This is a genomic window from Peptoniphilus harei (assembly GCF_016726485.1).
Classification (GTDB): domain Bacteria; phylum Bacillota; class Clostridia; order Tissierellales; family Peptoniphilaceae; genus Peptoniphilus_A; species Peptoniphilus_A harei.
In genome coordinates this window covers 1,778,360-1,799,439 of record NZ_CP068103.1, presented here as the reverse complement: position 1 = coordinate 1,799,439, position 21,080 = coordinate 1,778,360, and the positions used below count along the sequence as shown (strand labels likewise).

The following is a 21,080-nucleotide window of genomic DNA, read 5'->3' as shown; positions in this document are numbered from 1 at the left end:
TATGATAAGATATTATTCAAAGAAGATTTGCTCTATTTCATCCTTGTTTTTTCTAGTCATAAGCTCATAAACTGCCTTGTTAGGATCGTATCCCTCGTAAAGAACCCTATAAAGAGCATCTGTTATTGGCATTTCTATATTTTTAACTGAAGCAAGTTTATATGCTGACTTAACAGTTTTCACACCCTCAACGACTTGACCAACTTCTTTACATGCTTCTTCCATAGACTTGCCTTGTCCAATTAAGATGCCTGCTCTTCTATTTCTTGAGTGCATACTAGTGCAGGTAACTATTAAATCACCAATTCCTGATAAACCGTTAATAGTATGTGGGTTTGCTCCTAATGAGATACCAAGCTTATTCATTTCATATATGCCACGAGTCATTAATGCTGCCTTAGAGTTATCTCCATAACCTAGTCCATCATTCATACCAGCCGCCAAAGCAATAATATTTTTTAGCGCACCACCCATTTCTACACCTACAAGATCAGGATTTGTATAAATTCTAAAAATTGGAGTAGAAAACTCATGTTGAATAATCTGAGCTACTTCAAGATTCTCAGAAGATGCAACGACTGTTGTTGGTATATCCTTTCCAACTTCTTCTGCATGGGAAGGCCCTGATAATGCCACAAAGGGATTGTCTTTTAATATTTCGGATGAGATTTCTGAAATTCTATCTAAAGTCTCTACTTCTATTCCCTTTGAAAGGTTAACAATTATAGTTTCCTTCGAAATCTTACCTTCAATTTGTTTTAGAATATCTCTTATACTTGATGTTGGCACAGCAATTACAAAGACATCTATGTCACTTAGAACACTTTCCAAATCATTGGTTAAATTAATATCCCTTTCAAATTTTGCTCCAGGAAGATATTTTGTATTTTCTCTATTTTTTCTAATGTCTTCAATTACTTCCTTGTTCCTAATATAGAAGTTTAAGTCATGACCTTTATTTGCTAGTAATCTTGCTATTGCAGTACCCCAGCTTCCGCCACCACAAAGAGTTATCTTCATTTCCTTCCTCCTATTTTATTCTCATTTCCTGCAATTATTCTTTTAATATTGTCCTTATGTCTAATAATTCCTATTAATGCAATAATGTCTATAATTAAAATATTAGACATCGCAAGGTTTGACATAAAAGAGTAGACAATAATAATTGAGACGAAAAATAATATTGAACCAACTGAAACCATTTTTGTTAAAACAGTTCCCAAAACCCAAACAACATAACAGATTAGGGTTAATGGAAAGTTAAATAGGGCCAAGGCTCCTAAAGTTGTCGCAACACCTTTACCTCCCTTAAACTTCATATAAAAAGGAAAATCATGACCTATTACTGCTCCTAAAATAGCTAAAGGAACAAATTCATCTCCAAAAATTCTTCTTATTATTAGAGTAACCAAGGCTCCCTTTAAAAAATCTATTAAAAAAGTTAGGACCCCTGCTTTTTTCCCTAAGACTCTCATGGCATTTGTTGTGCCAGCATTTCCTGATCCGTACTTTCTTATATCTTTATTAAGAAATAAATTGCCAATTATATAAGAACCTGAAATGGTTCCTACAAAATAAGAAATTAATAAAGTTAGGATATAATTCATCTTCTAGGTCCCTTATCTGATCTTGAGTTTGTCCTATTCTTAAGTTCTAAAATTATTGGTGTGCCATCAAAAGAATAAGTATCTCTAATTTGGTTTTCAATATATCTAAGGTATGAGAAGTGGAAAAGCTCCTTGTCATTAACTGATAATAAAAACTTTGGTGGTCTAACACTAACTTGAGATCCATAATACAGCTTTCCTCTCTTACCCTTGTCGGAAGGTGGTTGATTCATTAAAACTGCCTTATTTAAAATATCGTTTAACACACCAGTTTGGATTCTGTGATTGTAATTGTTATTTACAAGTTCAATCATATCTAAAAACTCGTCAACTCTTTGTCCAGTCTTTGCGGAAATGAAAACTATGGGAGCGTATAGGACAAAAGGTAATTCTTCTCTAATTTTTTTCTCAAAATTTCTCATTGTCTTTGTTTCTTTTTCAAGGGCATCCCACTTGTTTACAGCGATTATGATTGCCTTATTATTATCATGTGCATATCCAACAATTTTCGAATCTTGTTCAGTTACGCCTTCAAGAGCATCAATCATAAGTACACATACATTAGACCTTTCGATGGCTGTTAATGTTCTTATTACTGAGTATCTCTCTACACCTGGAGCAATTTTCTTTTTCTTCCTAAGTCCAGCTGTATCAACAAATATATATTCATTATCCTTATATTTTATAAGAGAGTCTATAGAATCTCTTGTTGTCCCTGGAATATCTGTTACTATAGACCTGTTTTCTCCTGTTAAATAATTTAATAAAGATGATTTACCAACATTTGGTTTTCCAATTAATGTAACCCTTATGTTATCATCTTCTTCAAGCTCATCAAGTGGAGCTAATCCATTACATGCTTCGTCTAAAAGATCTCCGACTCCTGTACCTTGTTCAGCACTTATTCCAATTGGATCACCTAGACCTAATTCATAAAAATCATATATATTTTCTTTTGTTATTTTTGAATCGTACTTATTTACTGCTAATACAACTTTGGTTTTTGTCTTCCTTAAAAAATTAGAGATTTCTCTATCTGTAGGATTAACTCCCTCAGCACCGTCAACAACAAAGATTACAACGTCAGATGTTTCTAAAGCTATATCAATTTGTGCTTTAATATTTGACATAAACACATCTTCATCTTTGAGGTCAAGTCCTCCTGTATCAACTAGCAAAAATTTATAGTTAAGCCAAGTTGCAGGCTGATAAATTCTATCTCTAGTAACACCTGGAGTATCTTCAGTTATTGATACCTTCCTTCCAACTATCTTATTAAATAGTGTAGATTTGCCTACATTTGGTCTGCCAATTATTGAAATTATGGGCATTTCCATATAATCACCCCTATCTTAATTATTATATCAAAGGAGAATATTTTATTCAATTTACTAATTTCATTGAGAATAAAAAAACTCCATAGTATAATTAGCTTGGTGATGAAATGGCTAAGGTTTTAAATAATATAAAGGACGCTAAGGATTTAATGAACTTGTCACTGTATACTGGAGCTCTTTTAATTCAAAACGGCGCCGAATCTTATAGGGCCGAAGATACAATTGAAAGAATTTGTAAGTCAGTGTCAAACATTTCTAATGTATCAGCCTACGCCCTTCCCTCCGCAATTTTTATTTCTATGGAGTTCGAAGGGGAAACACTTAGTAACTTTAGAAAAATAACAATTTCCGATACAAATTTATATAAAATTGACAGAGTGAATTCTTTCTCAAGGGAATTTGTTTCTCGTGATTTGTCTATAAAGGAAGCCTATGATAGACTCTTCGAAATTGATGGGACAGAAGAAAATCCTAAAAAAATTTATTTAGGTGGTGGCATTGCTGCGTCTTTTTTCTCAGTTTTATTTGGAGGAGATGTTAAAGACTTTGCTGCCAGCTTCTTTATCGGGATACTTATTCCAATAGTTTTAGATAAACTATCTTATTTAAAACTTTCTTTCTTTATAAACAATATTATTTGTGCCTTTGTAACATCAATACTTGCAATTATATGCGTACACTTTGGACTTGGCTCAAATATAGATATGATAATCATTGGTGTTATAATGCTTTTAGTGCCAGGTGTTGCTATAACAAACTCTGTTAGGGATATTATGAGTGGAGAATTTATTACAGGCGCAATAACAATGATAAAGGCCTTCTTTATCGCTCTTGCAATTGCTTTTGGAGTTGGTGTTGGTCTTAAGATAATGAGGTATATATTATGATAAAAAAAAGTATTGTACAATTCTTCTTATCAACACTTGCAACATATGGCTTTACAATTTATTTTAAGCTCCCGAAGAGAGTTAGAATAATAACCTCAGCCCTATCAGGGTTTATTTGGGTGGTTTATGAACTTTTATTTGATTTTAGCAATAATTACATGGTTTCCTATTTATTATCTTCTTTTTTAATAGGAGTTTGTTCCGAATCTTTTGCAGTTTACTTTAAAAAACCTGCAACAGTATTTACCCTTCCTTGCCTTGTACCCTTAGTACCAGGAGCCGGCATGTACTACATTATGTATTATTTCATAGAATCAAACTATGTAGTTATGAGAGAACAGGTTATAAAGACTACTTTAACAACCTCTGCCCTCGCGCTTGGAATTGTCTTGTCTCAGGGTATTGTGAGAATAATTAGAGAATTATTTAGAAATTATAAAAATAATAGAGTAAATAATAATTTAAGTCATGAGTAAATTATATTAAAAGACCCTAGGCTATTAACCTAGGGTCTAATTTTTTATATTTATCTAAAAAGTCTTTTTTATCTTTCATTTAACTTTTTAACTAACATTTCATTTGCAATTTTTGGATTAGCTTTTCCTCTTGATTTCTTCATAACTTGTCCAACTAAGAATCCAAGAGCCCTATCCTTACCTTCTTTAAAGTCAATAATCGATTGTTCATTTTCATCTAGGACTTCATCTACAATTTTTTCTATAGCAGAATAATCTGACATTTGTACAAGACCTAGTCTTTCAATTATTTCCTTTGCTCCATCTCCAGTTTCAAACATTTCTCTTAAAACTTTTTTACCTGCATTATTACTAATTTTTTCACTTTTTATAGAATTTAGAAGCTCAATAAATTCTTTGTTTTCAAATGGTAGTTTAAATTCTTCATTATCTGAGATTTCAACTCTTCTTAAAATTTCAGTTTGAATCCAATTTGATAGAAGAGTATAGTCTTTAAAATCTTTTGCGAGTTCTTCAAAGAATTTGGCAAGTTCTCTTGAAGAAGTTAGTACTTGTGCATCTTCAACTGTAATACCATAAACTTCAACAAACCTTTCAACCATTTGCTCTGGTAGTTCTGGCATATTGTCAACTACTTCTTTTATTTCTTCATCTGTAATATGAACTATCGGAAGGTCTCCTTCTGGAGCAAACCTATAATCATTGGCAGTATACTTAACTCTCATTAGGACAGTTTCATTTTTCGCGTCGTCCCATCTTCTTGTTGTCTTGATTTCATCTTCATGATTTTCAAGAAGCTTAATGTGTCTTTCTACTTCAAAATCAATGGCCTTTTCAACACCTCTAAAGGAGTTAAGATTTTTAACTTCTGTAATAGCAGTTTTTTCTCCTGTTTCCATGTCCTTTACATTTACGTTAACGTCACATCTTAGTGATCCTTCTTCCATCTTACAGTCAGAAATATCTAAGAACCTAAGTGTTGATTTTAATTTTTCAAGAAACTCACGTGCTTCCTTACCACTAGAAATATCCGGTTTACTTACTATTTCAATTAGAGGTACTCCACACCTATTGTAGTCCATAAGTGTTTCATTATCTTCTGTATGAAGGCTTTTTGCTGTATCTTCTTCCATTTGAATTTGGAAAAGTCCAATTTTTTTCTTTCCTTCATCTGTATCAATTTCAAGATAACCATCAGTACAAATAGGTTTATCATTTTGTGTGATTTGGAAACCCTTTGTTAAGTCAGGATAAAAATAATTCTTCCTGTCAAATTTAGATTTATTATTAATAGTACAATTAAAAGCAGTTCCAGCCATAATAGTATAGTTAACAACATTTCTATTTAAAACTGGCATTCCACCAGGAAGTGCCAAACATACTGGACACACATTGGTGTTCGGTTCATCCCCAAAGGAGTTTTTACATGAACAAAAAGCTTTTGTCTCAGTGGAAAGTTCAACGTGAATTTCCAATCCTACAATTGTTTTATATCTCATTTGTTTAAACTCCTTTCAAATGCTAATGATGCTTGAATAAGGTCCTTATCCTTAAATCTTTTACCTGTAAATTCTATTCCTACAGAAAGTCCATCTAGGCCTGCTGGCATTGGTAGTGAAATTGAAGGAGAACCTACCATGTTAGCTGGTATAGTGAATAAATCTGCTTGATAAGCTTCAACTGGACTCATATTGTCATCAATTTTAAAAGGCAGTGTTGGGAAAGTTGGACATACCATAAAGTCATAATCCTTAAACATTCTGTCCATATCTCTTTTAATTAATCCTCTTACTTTTAGAGCCTTATAATAATACTCATCTGCATTATCCATTGATAAAATATGTGTACCAATCATAATTCTTCTCTTAACTTCATCACCGAAACCTTCACTTCTTGAAGCACGGTACATTTCTTCTATATTTTCAAAATTCTTATCTGTTCTATGTCCATATCTTATGGAATCAAAGCGGGCCATATTTGACGCAATTTCACCATTAACTAAGATGTTATAAGTTTCAATTGTATGGTTTAACGAGTCGATATCATATTCATCAACTTCAGCACCATTGTCTCTTAAAATTTTTATTGCCTTTTCAAATTCACTTCCAACTCTTTCATTTAAATCCATATCTAAACAAATCTTTGGAATAGCAAATTTTTTGCCCTCTAAGTTTTTAATTGCATCATCAGAAAAATCAAATTCAAAATTTAAGCCAGGGTTTCCAACAGAAGTTGCATCTCTTTCGTCTTTACCTTCTATTAAGTTAAACATCATTGCAAGGTCTCTAACATCATTTGCAATTACACCTGGTTGATCAAAAGTGTTTGCCATTGATGACATACCAAACCTAGAAATAGAACCGTAAGTAGGTTTCATTCCCACTGTCTTACAGAAACTAGACGGTTGTCTAACTGAACCTCCTGTATCTGATCCAATAGAAATAGCAGCCATATTTGCACTTACAGATGCAGCTGAACCACCTGAAGAACCACCAGATACTCTTGTAGTATCAAGTGGGTTTTTTGTCACTCCAAAATAGGAAGTTCTTGTTGATGCTCCCATGGCAAATTCATCTAAGTTAACCTTACCTAGAATTACACCATCATTATCTTTAATTTTTTTAACTAATGTTGCATCATAAGGAGCGATATAATTTTCAAGCATCCTTGATCCACAAGTCATTTTTATATTTTTTACAGAAATATTGTCCTTAATTGAAATTGGAACACCTGCAAGTTGAGACATTTCTTCTCTGTTGTGGAATTTTTCATCTACTTCTCTTGCCTTCTTTAGAGCCTCTTCTTCTGTCACTGTGATGTAGGCATTTATTTCTTTATTTTTTTCCTTAATGCTCTCTAAAAATTCTTTTGTAACTTCTTCACAGGAAAAATCCCTATTTCTATATCCTTGGGCTATCTCCCAGGCCTTTAACTTACTAAAAGTCATGAGTCCCTCCTATTCTACAAACTTTATTAGTTTAAAATAACCGTATTTTTTAGTAGCGGCATTTTCTAGTGCCTCTTCTTGAGAAAGAGACTCTCCAGTTTTATCTTCACGAATATTGTTTTCTGTTCCATTGACTTGGAATACTTCTTCAACACCCTCAGTATCAACTTCTTTTATCTTATTTACTAGTTCAATAATTTCATCAAAATTTGGTGCAAATTTTTCTAGTTCTTCGTCAGAAAAATCGATTTGAGCAATATTTGCTATATGCCTTATGTCTTCCTTATTCATTTAAACCTCCTACTAAATTATCAAGTTCTTCTAAACTTAAAATTTCTATTTTTAAATCTCTCGCCTTATCATACTTAGAGCCTGGATTTTCTCCAACTACAAGGTAGTCAGTATTTTTACTTACAGAACCTGTCACTTTAGCTCCAAGGGATATTAGTTTTTCTTCAAGGTCTTTTCTCGGAATTTCAAGAGTACCTGTTAAGACGAAAGTTTTTTTATCAAGGGGCTTAGGCCCACTACTATCATCTTCATAAAGTGGATTAATCCCCAAATCAAATAATTCATTAACTGAGTTAACAATTCTTTCATCGTGGAAAAACTCCACTATTTCTTTAGCCGTTATACTTCCAATATCTCCAATAGAAATAAGCTCATCTTCCTTAGAATTTCTTAATTTGTCAAAGGACTTAAAGTAATCAGCTAAGTCTCTGGCAGTTTTTATCCCAACATTAGGTATACCAAGAGCATAAATGAAGTTTGACAATTGAGGATTCTTTGAATTTTCAATTGCAGTTAAAAGATTATTTGTCCTCTTTTCTTTAAAACCTTCTATTTTAATTATATCTTCATATCTTAGCTTGTAAACATCGGGAATCTCTTTTAAACCTACAGTTCCCATTAACTTTTCTATTGTCTTTTCACTAAAGCCTTCTATATCCATTGCATCTCTAGATGCAAAATGAGTGAACCTTGATACCAGTTGGGGAACACATGATAGTGTATTAGGACAAAATATATGGACACCATCTTGATATAAGTGTGAACCGCAATATGGACAAGTTTTAGGTTTTTCTATTTCATGAGTTTCATTATCACTTGGAAGGGTACCAAGAATTTCTGGAATAACATCGTTAGACCTTCTAATTAAAACTCTTGAACCAATCCTAACTTTTTTCCTAAGTATATCGTCATAATTATTTAGAGTAGCCCTTTGTACTGTGACGCCACCAATACCTACTGGCTCAAGTATAGCAGAAGGTGTTACCTTTGCAGTACGTCCAACATTCCAGACTACATCAAGTAGAGTTGTCGATATTTCCTCTGCCTCAAACTTATATGCAATTGCCCAACGAGGAAACTTATTTGTATACCCTAAAGCTCTTCTAGTTTCTATATCATTAACTTTTATCGTTACACCATCGATTAAGATATCTAATTTATTCCTATTTTCACCTATTTCCTGAATCTTTTTTATTATTTCAGAAAATTTCTTGAGTTTATAATTGTATTTTGAGACATTAAAATTGTTTTCTTTTAAGAATTTTTTCATCTCATCATCTGATTTAAAGATATCTTCTTCAATATAACCAACATTATAAAAATAAGCTGTTAAGTTTCTTTTCTTAGTAACTTTAGGGTCAAGATTTCTCAATGCTCCAGCAGCTGCATTTCTTGCGTTTTTTAATTTTTCTTCATTTTCTTGGTTATACTTTTCAAGTTCAGATAGGGGCATTAATCCCTCTCCTTGAACTTCAATTTTACCTGGATAAGAAATCCTCAAAGGAACTGAATAGATAGTCTTAACTTGCTCCAAAATCTCTTCTCCAACTATTCCATTCCCCCTAGTTGAAGCCATTATAAGGTTTTGATTCTCATAAGTTAAGTTAATAGTAAGTCCATCAAATTTAAGTTCAACTATAAATTCTGGTTCTGGTAATTTATTAATATTGTTTTCATTATAATTATTTACAAATTTTTCTATCCTACTATACCAAGCAAGAAGGGCATCATCTCCCTGGGCCTTATCCATTGAATAAAGTTTTCCAAGATGAGTGTGCTTTTCAAACTTACTTAGGACAGCTCCTCCTACTCTTGTTGTGGGAGAATATGACAAGACTGTACCACTTTCATTTTCAAGATTAACTAACCTATCATATAGTTTGTCGTACTCAGCATCGGATAAAAGTGGATCATCAAGAGTATAGTAATGGTAGTTTAATTTATCAATTTCTTTTATTAAATCTTCCATTTCTTTTATTTTATTATTCATTGGTCACCAACTAATCTATTAATTTAATAGGAGCAACTGAAAGCATAAGCCTCTTTAAACCCTTTTTGTCAAAGGAAATAACAACTTCGTAGTCTCCATTTTTTTCTTTCTTTTGCACTACCATGCCCTTGCCAAATAATTTGTGCTTTACCTTATCTCCAACATTGATATTTTTATCCATGGACTTAGGAACAGCCTTCTTTGTTTCAGTTTTCTTTTCCATTCCAAAGAATTTATTTTTTCTATTAACTGAAGACTTATTTCCTTCATTATAATCACGAACTTCTAGTAATTCTCTAGACTTATCTTCAATAATTTCTATCTTGTCGCCCATTTCACCGATAAATCTACTTCTTTTTGCTGGAGTCAACTTTCCATACATAGACCTAGTTCGAGAAGATGAGATAAATAGATTGTTGCAAGCTCTTGTAACTCCTACATAACAAAGTCTTCTTTCTTCCTCAACTTCCTCTTCACTTTCCATAGACCTGCTACTTGGGAAAAGACCTTCCTCTAGGCCGACTAAGAATACCGTAGAAAATTCAAGCCCTTTAGCTGCATGCATAGTCATAAGATTTACTCCACTATCTTCAGATGTTTTATCAACATCTGAAAGTAGAGATAGGGTATTTAAGTATTCGGCAAGTTCAACGCCTTCCCTGTCATATTCCATTATATTGGAATGTAGTTCTTCAATATTTTCGAGCCTAGTCTTAGCTTCAATTGTATTTTGATTTTTTAAATCTTCTACATAACCACTTTCATAGAGAACTTCTTCAAATAGCTTACCTATTGAAAGTTTATCTGCCCTATCCTTTAAAATCTTTAAGATATTGCCAAATTCCCTTACATTTTTTCTTGATCTAATATTTAAATCTTCAAACTTATCAATATTAGTAACCACATTGTAAAGGGACAGACCATTGTTATCAGCATAGTCTAACAAATCAGATAGAGTTGTATCTCCTATCCCTCTCTTCGGCCTATTTATAATTCTAGCTAAGCTTACATTGTCATCAGTGTTATTTAAAATTCTTAGGTAAGCTAAAACATCCTTGACTTCCATTCTATCGTAGAATTTTAAGCCACCGACAATCTTATAAGGTATCCTTTCTCTGACTAGGGCCTCTTCAAATCCTCTTGACTGAGCGTTGGTTCTATATAAAATAGCCATGTCTTTAAACTCTTCACCCTTGTAGTGAAGTCCAATTATCTTATTTATTACACCATATTCTTCTTCATTTGAATGAGGAAATTCTCTATATACAACATCTTTACCTTCATTCCTTGAAGTCCAAAGGTTTTTATCAATCCTAGATGAGTTGTTTTCTATTACCTTATTAGCTACTTCAAGAATTTTTTGAGTTGATCGATAATTTTGCTCTAGTTTTACAATTTTTGCACCAGGAAAATCTTTGTGGAAATTTAAAATATTATTTATATCAGCTCCACGCCACTTATAAATAGATTGGTCGTTATCCCCAACAACTGTTAAGTTTGGATCCTTTCCCGCAACTAATTTTATAAACTCATATTGAATTTTATTTGTATCTTGATACTCATCCACAAATATATACTGGAATTTATCTATATAAAACTCTCTAACTTCTTCATAATCTCTTAAGATATCAACTGTTTTTATTAAAAGGTCATCAAAGTCTAAAGCATTATTATTTATTAGTTTTTTTTCATAAATCTCATAAACTTTCCCAAGATTTTCTTTAAAAAAGTTACTTTTATTTAAATCCATATAATCTTTAGGACTAAGGCCTTCACTCTTTATATTAGAAATATCATTTACAAGAGACCTCGGTTTATAAATATCCCTATCAAGTCCAAGTTCAGCAACAGCTTCTTTTACAACAGTAATTTGGTCGTCCCTGTCGTAAATAGTAAAGCTTGAGCTGTAACCTATCTTATCAATGTTTTTTCTAAGTATCCTAACGCAAATTGAGTGAAAAGTTCCAATCCACATTGAGGAGATGTCTTCATCAATTAAATTTGCAACTCTCTCTCTCATCTCATTGGCAGCCTTATTTGTAAAGGTAATAGCCAAAATCCTCCATGATGGAACTTGTAATTCTTCAATTAAATATGCAATTTTAGAAGTAACTACTTTGGTTTTGCCACTTCCAGCTCCTGCTAAAATAAGTAGAGGACCTTCTGTTGCTAAAAGAGCTTCTTTCTGTTTATCATTTAGTGTATTTATATCCATGACTTCTCCTTACTGCTAATTATTATATGTTTTTTTACCCATGTTTTCAACTTTTTAGGATATCTCTAATGACATGAGAGGCCAATACCATTCCACAAACTGGAGGAACAAAAGAGATTGATCCAGGTGTTCTGTCACCAGTTTTAATTGGGAGTTCAGTAGAACAAACAACTTTTAATTTTTTTATTCTCATTTCCTTTAGCTTCTTCCTCATAATTTTTGCAACAGGATCATTTTGAGTCTTTTCAATATTCATCACTTGAAACTTAGTTGGGTCAAGTCTATTCCCCGCGCCCATAGCAGAAATTATTTTTATATTTTTGTCGTAAGCTTCCTTAATAATTAAGAGTTTAGAAGTAATAGTGTCAATGGCATCAACTATATAGTCATAATTTTCAAAATCTATTTCATTAATATTTTCATCGTTAATAAATAAATCATATTTTTTTATCTTTAAGTCTGGATTAATATCAAGAAGCCTTTCTTCACATGCATCGACCTTTCTCATGCCAAGAGTCTTCACTGTTGCAAAAATCTGTCTATTTACATTTGTAATTTCATACTCATCTCCATCGACAAGGCCAACTTTTCCAATTCCAGCTCTTACTAGAGATTCGACACAAGCTCCGCCAACTCCGCCAAGCCCAAATACTAAAATAGATTTATTTTTTAATTTATCAAGATCCTCTTTGGGAATCATTCTTTCAGTTCTACTTAAAAATTCCACTTTTCCTCCAATTTGAAAGGGCCGTCATATGAACAGCCCTTTAATATTATTTTAATTTTATGTTTGTTAGACTATTTTCGCCAAGAATTCCACTACCCTCGACAATGTCATTTATATTATGTTTTCTAAAAGTGTTTACAGTTACAACTTGACCAGGACCAAAGCTTCCTGAATCAGATTCAGTAATTTTTATTCTGATAAAGCTAACATTTTTACTGTCTATGATTTCAATAACTTGACCTTTAAAATTAATAGGAGTATTGGCTTCTGCCATTCCTAAATCAAGATCACTATCTTTAGATTCATTATTAGATTCATGGTTTACTAGGATAGATTCACTGTTATCATAAAGGTCATTGTTAGAAGAATTGTTCTCTTTATCAATCTTATTATCTAAGTTGATTTCTTCATGATTGACTAATAAATCTTCAGCCTTAACATCTTTTTCTTTTGTTATTTTATCCATATTATTGTTAACATATTCAAGAGATTTTGAAGTTAATACTGCAATTTCACTTCTTCTAATGGCAAAACTACCATTAAATTTACCTTCAGATCCTGTACTTGTAAAAATATTAGAATTAACAAGACTTGGAAGATATTCAAGTGTAAGAGGATGAATTTTCTTCATGTCCTTATACTTTAAGTTACTTGTATCAGAAGACTTATCAACGTTTAAAGCCCTAGCAAAATAAACAGCAATTGTATTCCTGTTAGGGTAAACTTTGTTTTCTAAAAATCCTCTTTCACGAGCACTTGTTAAAGTTTTTTCTGTAATAGTGCCATGGTATAAGTTAAAACAAATTGCATCTCTCGCCCAGTCAATTACACCATTTGCATTTACAGTTTCCATATAAGTTTCTCTTGCTAAATTCATGTCTTCTTCACTAGGATTTAGAAGAGTTTTTAAAATTTGCATGGTTTCTAAGAAACTCACAGGATTATTCGGCCTAAAGCTTCCATCTTCATATCCATTTATAATATTTTGGTTAGATAGTTCTTCAACATATTTATATGCCCATTCCGTCTTTCCACTATTTTTTACATCTGTAAAAGATTTAGCGAAAATATTTCCTGGTGCTAATAATACACAAAGGACTAAATTTATAGCTATAATTTTCTTTTTCATATTATCACTCCGTCATAAATTATAGCATAAAGCAAGAAATTTAAAAAATAATTAAGTATAAAATTCAACAAAAAAAGAAGCCTCAAAAGGCTCCTTCTAATTCAAAATTTACTTGTAAGTGAAAACATCACTATTTCTAGATGAACTATCAGTATTTCTAGAAGAGTTTCTTTCTAATTGCTTGAATGTATAGAAATTTCTTCTTTCTCGTATACTATTGACTTGATCTAACTCATAGTAACCTGTGTTTCCTACAACTTCCTCTATATTTAGTTGTTGTATATTAGATCTTTCGTCAAGATATCCATTAGCTAGAAATACATCGTTTAAAAGAACATTACCCTCCAATGAAAGGTTAATTGTTTCACCTGGTTTAATCCTATTGTTATCTGATTGAATAACTTTTAAAGTAACAGCATAAGTGTTAAATTGATTTGATGTTTTATTAGCTCTTAGAACTTGGAACATTGTATTAAACTGTAAATCTTTATTTACAATGTTAATTTCTTCAACTTTTCCATTGTCGTTAAGTTTTAAGTTAACAGTCTTACCTCTTAAGAAATCTTCTGTTACAGAGTTGACTCTAATACCGCCTTCTCTAATTATTGGATCTTTTACTAATGAATAAGTTTTATATCCACCACTGTTAAGTTCCAATTCAATATAAGGGTCAGATGATTTTCTATAATAATCAAAAGTAGTTTCATATAACGAAACATTTCTTACTCTTCCCATTGCTAATCCATTATTTTGATTGTCAGATTTTCCAATTAGAACTTTATACTTAACATAGAAAGTAACATTATCGTTTAAAGATACATCATTTAATCTATTTGTTTCATTTGTAATATAGAACTCATATGTTTTTCCATCGCTTAATTTTAATTTAATTGATGCTTTATCCTTGTTAGTGTTTTCCATAGAAACTATTTGACCTTTTACATAAGCTTCCTTAGGGAAAACTGTGATTTCAGTTATCTTATTATCGGCATTAGTCTTAAATTCAACTAAGTCATCTACAGCGATATCTTCAAGTTTTAAATCTTTGCCATAAGCTTTGATTTTAACATTTTTGTCTAAATCAAAAGTCTTTGTATCAGATGTTGAAATTTTTGAAGTTGTTCTAAAGTTAAGTGAATCTGAGTTGTCTCTATATCTAAGTGTTATTTGATTATTTCCCTTAGAATTTACATAACCAACCATGTCAAGCATTGCATTTGTAACTGTAATAGTTTTTGCTGTACCTTCTCTTTCACCAGTTTTTGCCTTAGTATACTCTATTTCAACTTCTTGACCAGCTTTTATGTCTTCAAGTTTGATATCTTTATCTTTTAGCTTGTATTTTGTGTTGTTATCGAGGTCAAAGGAGTACTTAGTGCCCTTGTTTTCAATGATAACTACATTTACTTTATTTAGTTTAGATGAAAGCACAACTGTACCCTTCATCTTTTCTGTTTTTGCTTCAATTTTATTTTTTTCTGCATAGTCAAAAGATGCTTTTGTTATTATCGCAGTTTCAGCACGAGTAATTGGTCTGTCACCTTCAAAGTTTCCATCAGAACCTGTTGCAGTAAAAATCTTTGCTTCTACAAGAGAAGATAAGTAACCCTTAAGAGTGTCGCTTAATTTGTCCTTGTCGTTATGTTTTAAAAGATTTGTGTTTCCATTTGGACTTAATTGTAAAGCTCTTGCAAAGAAGATTGCAATATCTCCCCTGCTTGGGTATTCTCTTTGGCTAATCTTAAAGAAACCTCTTTCATTTGCTTTCTTTAAAGAGTTTTCGTCAAGATAACCTCTGTCAAGAGCAAGGCATACAGCTTCTTCTGCCCATTTATTTACTCCATTATCTTTAGCCATCTTAGAATATTTTGTTGTGGCATTTTTAATCTCTTCATCACTTGGTCTTAACACTTGTTTTATAAGTTGTAAAAGTTCTTCAAGTGAAACTGATTCTCCTGGTTTAAATTCACCATCAGGGTGTCCACTAATTACATTTTTATCACTTAATATATCGATCGCATCGTAAGCCCAAGAGTATTTATTATTTTTCTTCTTTACATCCTTGAACTCTTTAGCAAAAGTTGCACTTGGTGCTAGCATTAAAGCAGCAAGTCCAAGAGCAGCTGCTCTTTTTAAATTATTGGATTTCATAATAAAACCTCCATTTATTTCTTTAATTACATCTTTTTAATATTATAACACATTTTAACTTTTATAAAGTTCTCTTTTTATTAAAAATTTATTAAATCATCATTCAAAAGTTATAAATAGACTATTCAATGAATAATTTAAAGCATTATTTGGTATAATTAATTTAAGTGATACATACAATAATGTAAAAAAATTTTAAAGGAGTGATACCATGCGTTACTTGCCAGTGAGTCTTGATACTCTTGACAAAAAAATCCTAATTTTAGGAGGAGGTTATCTCGCTTACTCTGCTCTAAAATCTGTTATTGATTCTGAAGCAGAAATTTATATGATTGGAGATTCTTTCATAAAAAATATTGTAAATATTGCCGAAAATTCCAATGAAAAAATCAAATTAAAGGAACACCAAGTTGATAAGGACTTTATGTTCATGGGTTACGACTATGTTTTAATAGCTACTGAAGACTTTGAAATAAATGAAGCCTTGGAAAAAAGAGCTCTCTCAAGAAAAATGATATATCAAAGATTTGATATTCTTTCTAAGTCTTTAATCTCTATTAATAAATCTATTGAAAGGGGACCGTTGACCTTCTCCTTAAATAGTTCTAGGATTAACCCGACTGTTACTGATATAATTTTTGAAGATTTAGAAAGTTTTACTGAAAAATATAGTTTAGAAAAAATTAATATTCTGAATGAAATTAGATCAGAATTAGTTCGTAAAAATTCACAAAATATTGATGAAATAATTAGAAGACTTTATGAAAGTGAAACAATTAATCTTTCAACTTTCTTAGAAGAAATGCCTGATTACAAGATTGAAGATTTAAAATCTTCTGAAAATCTTATTAATTCTATAGAAAATGGTGAAAAAATCACGACAGAAAAAGAATCTACTATGGAAGATGATCAAATCATTAAAAAAAATCTAGATGATGCAAAAAATATATCTAGAGACAAGGATCTTAATAAGACTAAATTAAATTTAGATTCTTTTCATGATTTAGATAAGTTCAATAAGTAATAATTATTAAGAAAGGAAGTATAATATGATTGGTTATGTTGGAAGTATGCCTGGTAAAGTTTTTAAAGAAAAGGAATTTACTCTTGTAAAAAAAGTTTTAGCTTCTGGAGAAATTATAGAAAATCACAATCATCCTGGTTTTACTGTTTTAGTAACTATTGTTAAAGGTGAAATAAAAGTGCTTTTAAATGATGAAGAAGATAGAGATTTTGAACCAGGTAAAGTTCTAAAGTTCGATGGTGAAAATTTTATTTCTATTGAAGCTATTAAGGATAGCGAATTTTTTGTTACTCTAATAAAAAAGAATGAGTGATTTGAAAATTAATATATCAAAGGAAGCCTTGGCTTATCTTAAAGAAAAAAAAGAAAGAATAATTACTATCGATAAAATTACAAGTAAATCTTGTTGTGGCAGTGGACTACCCTCTTCTGATGTATATATAGGTCCTTCTAAGAGACGCAATATAAATTATTCTATTTTAAAAGAAAATAATATTGAAGTATTTATTGATAAAGAGCTTATTTTCGTTGATGATATTTGTAATATAGATATTGTTAAGTTTCCCTTTACTAAGGATCTTGTAGCAAATTTTTTGGACTATAAAAGACTAATTTAATAAGCATTAATGCAAAAAAACCTCATGAAATTAAATCATGAGGTTTTCTTTTATAAGAAATATTTTATTTACATTTGTCTAAGTTTTTTAAGAATTATTTTTTGTTCAACACTTGCAACAAGTCTTCTTGTGTAATCAACTGTGTCTGGGTTAACTGACATAGATGTAATTCCACATTCAACAAGGAACTCTGCAAGTTCTGGGTATTGGCTTGGGCCTTGACCACAAATTGAACAAGTGATTCCCTTCTTGTTTGCTGCATCGATTATTGTCTTAAGGGCAATTTTAACTGCATCGTTTCTTTCGTCAAAGTATCCCATGTTATTAAGGATTCCTGAGTCCCTATCAGCTCCCATAACAAGTTGAGTCAAGTCGTTAGATCCAATTGAGAATCCATCAACTAGTTCTGCAAATTCTTCTGCTTGAAGAACAACTGCTGGAACTTCTGCCATAATCCAAATCTTAAAGTTTTTAGATTGAACTAGGCCTTCTTCAGCCATTATTCCCTTAACAACCTTAAGTTCTTCTGGCGTTCTAACAAATGGAAGCATCACTATTACGTTAGTAAGTCCATATTCTTCTCTAACTTTTTTGATTGCTTGACATTCTAGTCTAAAGCCCTTTTCATATTCAGGAGAAATATATCTTGAAACACCTCTCCAACCAATCATTGGGTTAGCTTCAATTGGTTCTACTTCATCTCCACCCTTTAGACCTCTGAATTCATTTGTTCTAAAGTCACTTGTTCTAACAACAAGGTTCTTTGGATAAATTGCTTGAGCAACCTTTGAAATACCTTCAGCGAGTTTATCTACCATAAGGTCTCCTTGACCAGTTTTAACAAGATACATTGGGTGAGCACCAATCATATTAGTGAAGATAAATTCTGTTCTCATAAGACCAATACCATCCATTGGTAAGTTCTTATATTTTTCAATTAGTTCTGGTTCGCCAAGATTCATATAAATCTTAGTAGCAGTTGTTGGTGCAAACATATTTCTAAGTTCATCAATATTTCCAAGGCTAGTTCCAGAAGATTGAGTTTCAGTTTTCTTTTCTTCTTTTTCTTTTAAAACTTCGCCTTCATAAACAATTCCTCTTACTGCGTCTACTGTAACAGTATCTCCAGTCTTTAGAGATTTTGTAGCATTTTTAGCTCCAACTATACATGGGATTTGTAATTCTCTTGATACTATAGCTGCGTGACAAGTTCTTCCACCTTCGTCAGTTACAACACCAGCACACTTTCTCATAGCAGGTACCATGTCAGGGTTTGTCATAGCAGTTACAAGAACGTCTCCCTCTTCAACAAGGTTAATTTCAGAAATATCTTTAATAAGTTTTACCTTACCTCTTCCAATTCCTGGAGAAGCTGGTAGACCCTTACAAAGAGTTACTAATTTTTCTTCTTTTTCTTCTGCAAGAGTTGTAATTGGTCTTGATTGTAAGAAGTAAAATTCTTTTGTGTCTGTATCAAAGCCCCATTCAGTATCTTGCACTGAACCATAAAGTTTTTCTACCTTAAGTCCTCTTTCAATAAGAGTGTCAAGTTCTTCTGGTGAAAGAGCTTCTGCCTTTATAGCATCTTCTCCTAGAACATCTTTTACATTTACAGTTCTAGTTCCAACACCATTTTCATTTTTTATAACCATGTATTCTTTTTCAGAAATACTTTTTTCAATAGCTTTTTTAGTTTTTTTGTCAATTATATATTCATCTGGAGTAACAATACCAGATACAACAGCTTCACCAAGTCCGTAAGATGCGTTAATCATCATTTCATCTTTAGAGTTATTAATAGGGTTTGCTGTAAACATAACTCCTGATTTTTCAGAGTTAACCATTTTTTGAATTACAACAGAAAGAGCTACGTCGAAGTGATCATAATTTTGTTTTTCTCTGTAATAGATTGCTCTAGAAGTCCAAAGTGATGCAAAACAATCTCTAATGTGGTTAAGTAGTTCTTCTTCACCACTAATGTGTAAGTAAGTATCTTGTTGTCCTGCAAAGGATGCATCTGGAAGGTCTTCTGCAGTAGCAGATGATCTAACTGCAACTTCTGGATTTTTTACTCCAATGTCTTCAGAAAATTCTCTGTAAGCTCTTAAGATTTCTTCTTCAAGTTCTGGATCAAAGTCTTTTTCCTTAATTTTATTTTGGATTTCCTTTGATGCATTTGTAAGATCGTCAACATTCTCAACGTCAACAGCTTCCATTAAAAGTTTAACAACTTCATCAAGTTCTGCATATTTAATAAACTTAGTGTATGCTTCTGCTGTTACACAAAATCCTGGAGGCACTGGTAGACCAAAGCTAGTTAATTCGCCAAGGTTAGCTCCCTTTCCTCCAACAAGTCCTACATCATCTTTACCAATTTCATTAAACCATTTAATATAATTATACTTAGACATAATTCCTCCTTGTTATTTCAAAAATATTATAACACATTTATTATATATGTCACACTATTTTTTTTAAGATTTTCTAAGTTCATCAATGGACATAGTTGATACATTTTCTCTAGGTATTTCTAATTTATCTACTAAGTGATAAATATCCTCCATACTAGGAGCTTCTATCTCAACATAGGGCTTTGGATAAGTTTCTTTATCCCAAGTATCTATATCAATGACAAATTTTTTATAGGAATATTTTTTCTATTTTTATAACCTGTGTGATAAATGTCATATCCCAGGCACTTCAAAATATTTATTAAATCATCCACACTTGTGATTTCTGTTGTGTGTTCTATATTATCCCTAACTTTGAAGTCAGAAATATTTTCCTTAAAGGTAAAATATTTTTTCTCGCCATCTGAAGTTTTAGCAACTCTAATTCTCAGATAGCCCTTCTTTTTATAAATTTTATGAGCGGTGGAATTAATTGTAATATTAGTTTGGTCCTCTTCTTTTACAAATTTACCACCTACTTTTTTAATCTTTTCTTCAAATTCTTCTACATTAATATCAAGAAGCTTTACTTCAATCTCTCTTTCCATTAGTCCTCCTCAATTATTTTTAAATTAAAATCTAAATAATCACTTGCAACAAAATTATAGTCAACGCCTTCCATTTCTCCTTCGTAGGAGAACTTGTGACCCTTTCCATGAAGGTGACCATAAACACATTTTTCCACCTTATAATCAGCTAGCATCTGTGAGAATTCATTGAGACTTAAATCTTGATTAAAAGGAGGATAATGAATCATGGCAATTATTTTTTTATTTACGCAGGAATCCAAAGAGTTTTTTAATCTCTGGACTTCTCTAAGATAAATTTTTTCATCATTTTCTGAAAACTCAAAAGAATCTCTAGCAGCCCATCCTCTTGTTCCACAAATAGAATAATTCTTGTATTCAAAAGAGTTGTTGTGGATGAAATGGATAGTCTTATAACCAAGATTATTCATCTTGTTTAAAGAAGACCACCAATAGTCGTGGTTCCCTTTGGAAATTATCTTGATACCAGGAAGCTCATCAATTCTTTTAAGGTCTAAACTTGCAGTATCGAGTTTAAGTGCCCAAGAAATATCACCTGGCAATAAGACTAAGTCATCATCTTTGACCATCTTCTTCCAATTTTCAATTATTTTTTCTTCATGATTTTCCCAATTATCTCCAAAAATATTCATGGGTTTTTCTTTTGTGTAGTCGAAGTGAAGATCTCCAATTGCGAATATCATA

The 21,080-nt window shown here is 31.7% G+C and carries 19 protein-coding genes; 5 read left to right on the top strand and 14 right to left on the bottom strand.

The annotated features are described in order from the left end of the window. Positions 1–12: 12 nt before the first annotated feature. The 3 genes from I6I93_RS08520 to der are packed head-to-tail and all read right to left on the bottom strand — an operon-like array spanning position 13 to position 2,944. Entirely contained in the window at positions 13–1,020 is a 1,008-nt protein-coding gene (locus tag I6I93_RS08520) for an NAD(P)H-dependent glycerol-3-phosphate dehydrogenase (RefSeq protein ID WP_112890191.1), read from the bottom strand. After that, positions 1,017–1,607, bottom strand: coding sequence for a glycerol-3-phosphate 1-O-acyltransferase PlsY (plsY, locus tag I6I93_RS08515; protein WP_112890190.1), 591 nt, complete (start codon positions 1,605–1,607; stop codon positions 1,017–1,019). Before plsY ends, I6I93_RS08520 begins: the two co-directional genes overlap by 4 nt. After that, complete coding sequence (gene der / locus I6I93_RS08510) at positions 1,604–2,944, bottom strand: ribosome biogenesis GTPase Der (RefSeq protein ID WP_112890189.1); 1,341 nt, start codon at positions 2,942–2,944, stop codon at positions 1,604–1,606. The genes plsY and der overlap by 4 nt, the downstream gene beginning before the upstream one ends. A gap of 107 nt (positions 2,945–3,051) precedes the next feature. On the opposite strand from der, the gene I6I93_RS08505 reads away from it, so the two are divergent. Both I6I93_RS08505 and I6I93_RS08500 read left to right on the top strand, forming a co-directional pair. Continuing rightward, entirely contained in the window at positions 3,052–3,831 is a 780-nt protein-coding gene (locus I6I93_RS08505) for a threonine/serine exporter family protein (RefSeq protein WP_112890188.1), read from the top strand. Continuing rightward, complete coding sequence (locus I6I93_RS08500) at positions 3,828–4,307, top strand: threonine/serine exporter family protein (RefSeq protein WP_112890187.1); 480 nt, start codon at positions 3,828–3,830, stop codon at positions 4,305–4,307. The genes I6I93_RS08505 and I6I93_RS08500 overlap by 4 nt, the downstream gene beginning before the upstream one ends. 68 nt (positions 4,308–4,375) lie before the next feature. On the opposite strand, the gene gatB is transcribed toward I6I93_RS08500, so the two are convergent. The 8 genes from gatB to I6I93_RS08460 all read right to left on the bottom strand — a co-directional run bounded on the left by gatB (position 4,376) and on the right by I6I93_RS08460 (position 15,757). Next, positions 4,376–5,806 (bottom strand): Asp-tRNA(Asn)/Glu-tRNA(Gln) amidotransferase subunit GatB, encoded by a 1,431-nt coding sequence (gene gatB / locus I6I93_RS08495; protein WP_112890186.1) that lies wholly within the window; start codon positions 5,804–5,806, stop codon positions 4,376–4,378. After that, positions 5,803–7,254 carry an Asp-tRNA(Asn)/Glu-tRNA(Gln) amidotransferase subunit GatA gene (gene gatA, locus I6I93_RS08490; protein ID WP_112890185.1) on the bottom strand — a complete coding sequence of 484 codons (1,452 nt, stop codon included), beginning with the start codon at positions 7,252–7,254 and terminating at the stop codon, positions 5,803–5,805. Before gatA ends, gatB begins: the two co-directional genes overlap by 4 nt. Before the next feature lie 9 nt (positions 7,255–7,263). Then, positions 7,264–7,545, bottom strand: a complete 282-nt coding sequence (gatC, locus tag I6I93_RS08485; RefSeq protein WP_070701122.1) for an Asp-tRNA(Asn)/Glu-tRNA(Gln) amidotransferase subunit GatC — start codon at positions 7,543–7,545, stop codon at positions 7,264–7,266. Next, on the bottom strand, positions 7,538–9,535 hold the full coding sequence (gene ligA, locus I6I93_RS08480; protein WP_112890184.1) for an NAD-dependent DNA ligase LigA: 1,998 nt from the start codon (positions 9,533–9,535) through the stop codon (positions 7,538–7,540). Before ligA ends, gatC begins: the two co-directional genes overlap by 8 nt. A 10-nt stretch (positions 9,536–9,545) precedes the next feature. Then, positions 9,546–11,750: an ATP-dependent helicase gene (locus I6I93_RS08475; protein ID WP_112890183.1), complete on the bottom strand. Its 2,205-nt coding sequence runs from the start codon at positions 11,748–11,750 to the stop codon at positions 9,546–9,548. A 46-nt stretch (positions 11,751–11,796) separates the two neighbouring features. Further along, a complete protein-coding gene (locus I6I93_RS08470) occupies positions 11,797–12,477 on the bottom strand; it encodes a tRNA threonylcarbamoyladenosine dehydratase (protein ID WP_112890182.1) in 681 nt (226 codons plus the stop codon). 46 nt (positions 12,478–12,523) lie between these two features. Continuing rightward, positions 12,524–13,606 (bottom strand): S-layer homology domain-containing protein, encoded by a 1,083-nt coding sequence (locus tag I6I93_RS08465; protein ID WP_112890181.1) that lies wholly within the window; start codon positions 13,604–13,606, stop codon positions 12,524–12,526. A gap of 108 nt (positions 13,607–13,714) precedes the next feature. Next, positions 13,715–15,757 carry an S-layer homology domain-containing protein gene (locus I6I93_RS08460; RefSeq protein ID WP_112890180.1) on the bottom strand — a complete coding sequence of 681 codons (2,043 nt, stop codon included), beginning with the start codon at positions 15,755–15,757 and terminating at the stop codon, positions 13,715–13,717. Positions 15,758–15,968: 211 nt separating this feature from the next. On the opposite strand from I6I93_RS08460, the gene I6I93_RS08455 reads away from it, so the two are divergent. From I6I93_RS08455 to I6I93_RS08445, 3 genes are read left to right on the top strand one after another with little or no spacing between them, the layout of a single operon-like run. After that, positions 15,969–16,781: a precorrin-2 dehydrogenase/sirohydrochlorin ferrochelatase family protein gene (locus I6I93_RS08455; RefSeq protein WP_112890179.1), complete on the top strand. Its 813-nt coding sequence runs from the start codon at positions 15,969–15,971 to the stop codon at positions 16,779–16,781. Positions 16,782–16,806: 25 nt separating this feature from the next. Continuing rightward, positions 16,807–17,094 (top strand): cupin domain-containing protein, encoded by a 288-nt coding sequence (locus tag I6I93_RS08450; RefSeq protein ID WP_112890178.1) that lies wholly within the window; start codon positions 16,807–16,809, stop codon positions 17,092–17,094. Next, positions 17,087–17,398, top strand: a complete 312-nt coding sequence (locus I6I93_RS08445) for a CC/Se motif family (seleno)protein (protein ID WP_112890177.1) — start codon at positions 17,087–17,089, stop codon at positions 17,396–17,398. The genes I6I93_RS08450 and I6I93_RS08445 overlap by 8 nt, the downstream gene beginning before the upstream one ends. A 68-nt stretch (positions 17,399–17,466) precedes the next feature. Here the strand turns inward: I6I93_RS08445 and ppsA are convergent, their stop codons facing one another. From ppsA to I6I93_RS08430, 3 genes are all read right to left on the bottom strand, one after another. Then, the gene (gene ppsA / locus I6I93_RS08440) at positions 17,467–19,809 is read right to left on the bottom strand and encodes a phosphoenolpyruvate synthase (protein WP_112890176.1); all 2,343 of its coding nucleotides are present in this window, start codon (positions 19,807–19,809) and stop codon (positions 17,467–17,469) included. Between the two features lie 209 nt (positions 19,810–20,018). After that, positions 20,019–20,396 carry a CYTH domain-containing protein gene (locus tag I6I93_RS08435; RefSeq protein WP_236587179.1) on the bottom strand — a complete coding sequence of 126 codons (378 nt, stop codon included), beginning with the start codon at positions 20,394–20,396 and terminating at the stop codon, positions 20,019–20,021. Continuing rightward, positions 20,396–21,079: a metallophosphoesterase gene (locus I6I93_RS08430; RefSeq protein ID WP_070701100.1), complete on the bottom strand. Its 684-nt coding sequence runs from the start codon at positions 21,077–21,079 to the stop codon at positions 20,396–20,398. Before I6I93_RS08430 ends, I6I93_RS08435 begins: the two co-directional genes overlap by 1 nt. Between the last annotated feature and the right edge of the window lies 1 nt (position 21,080).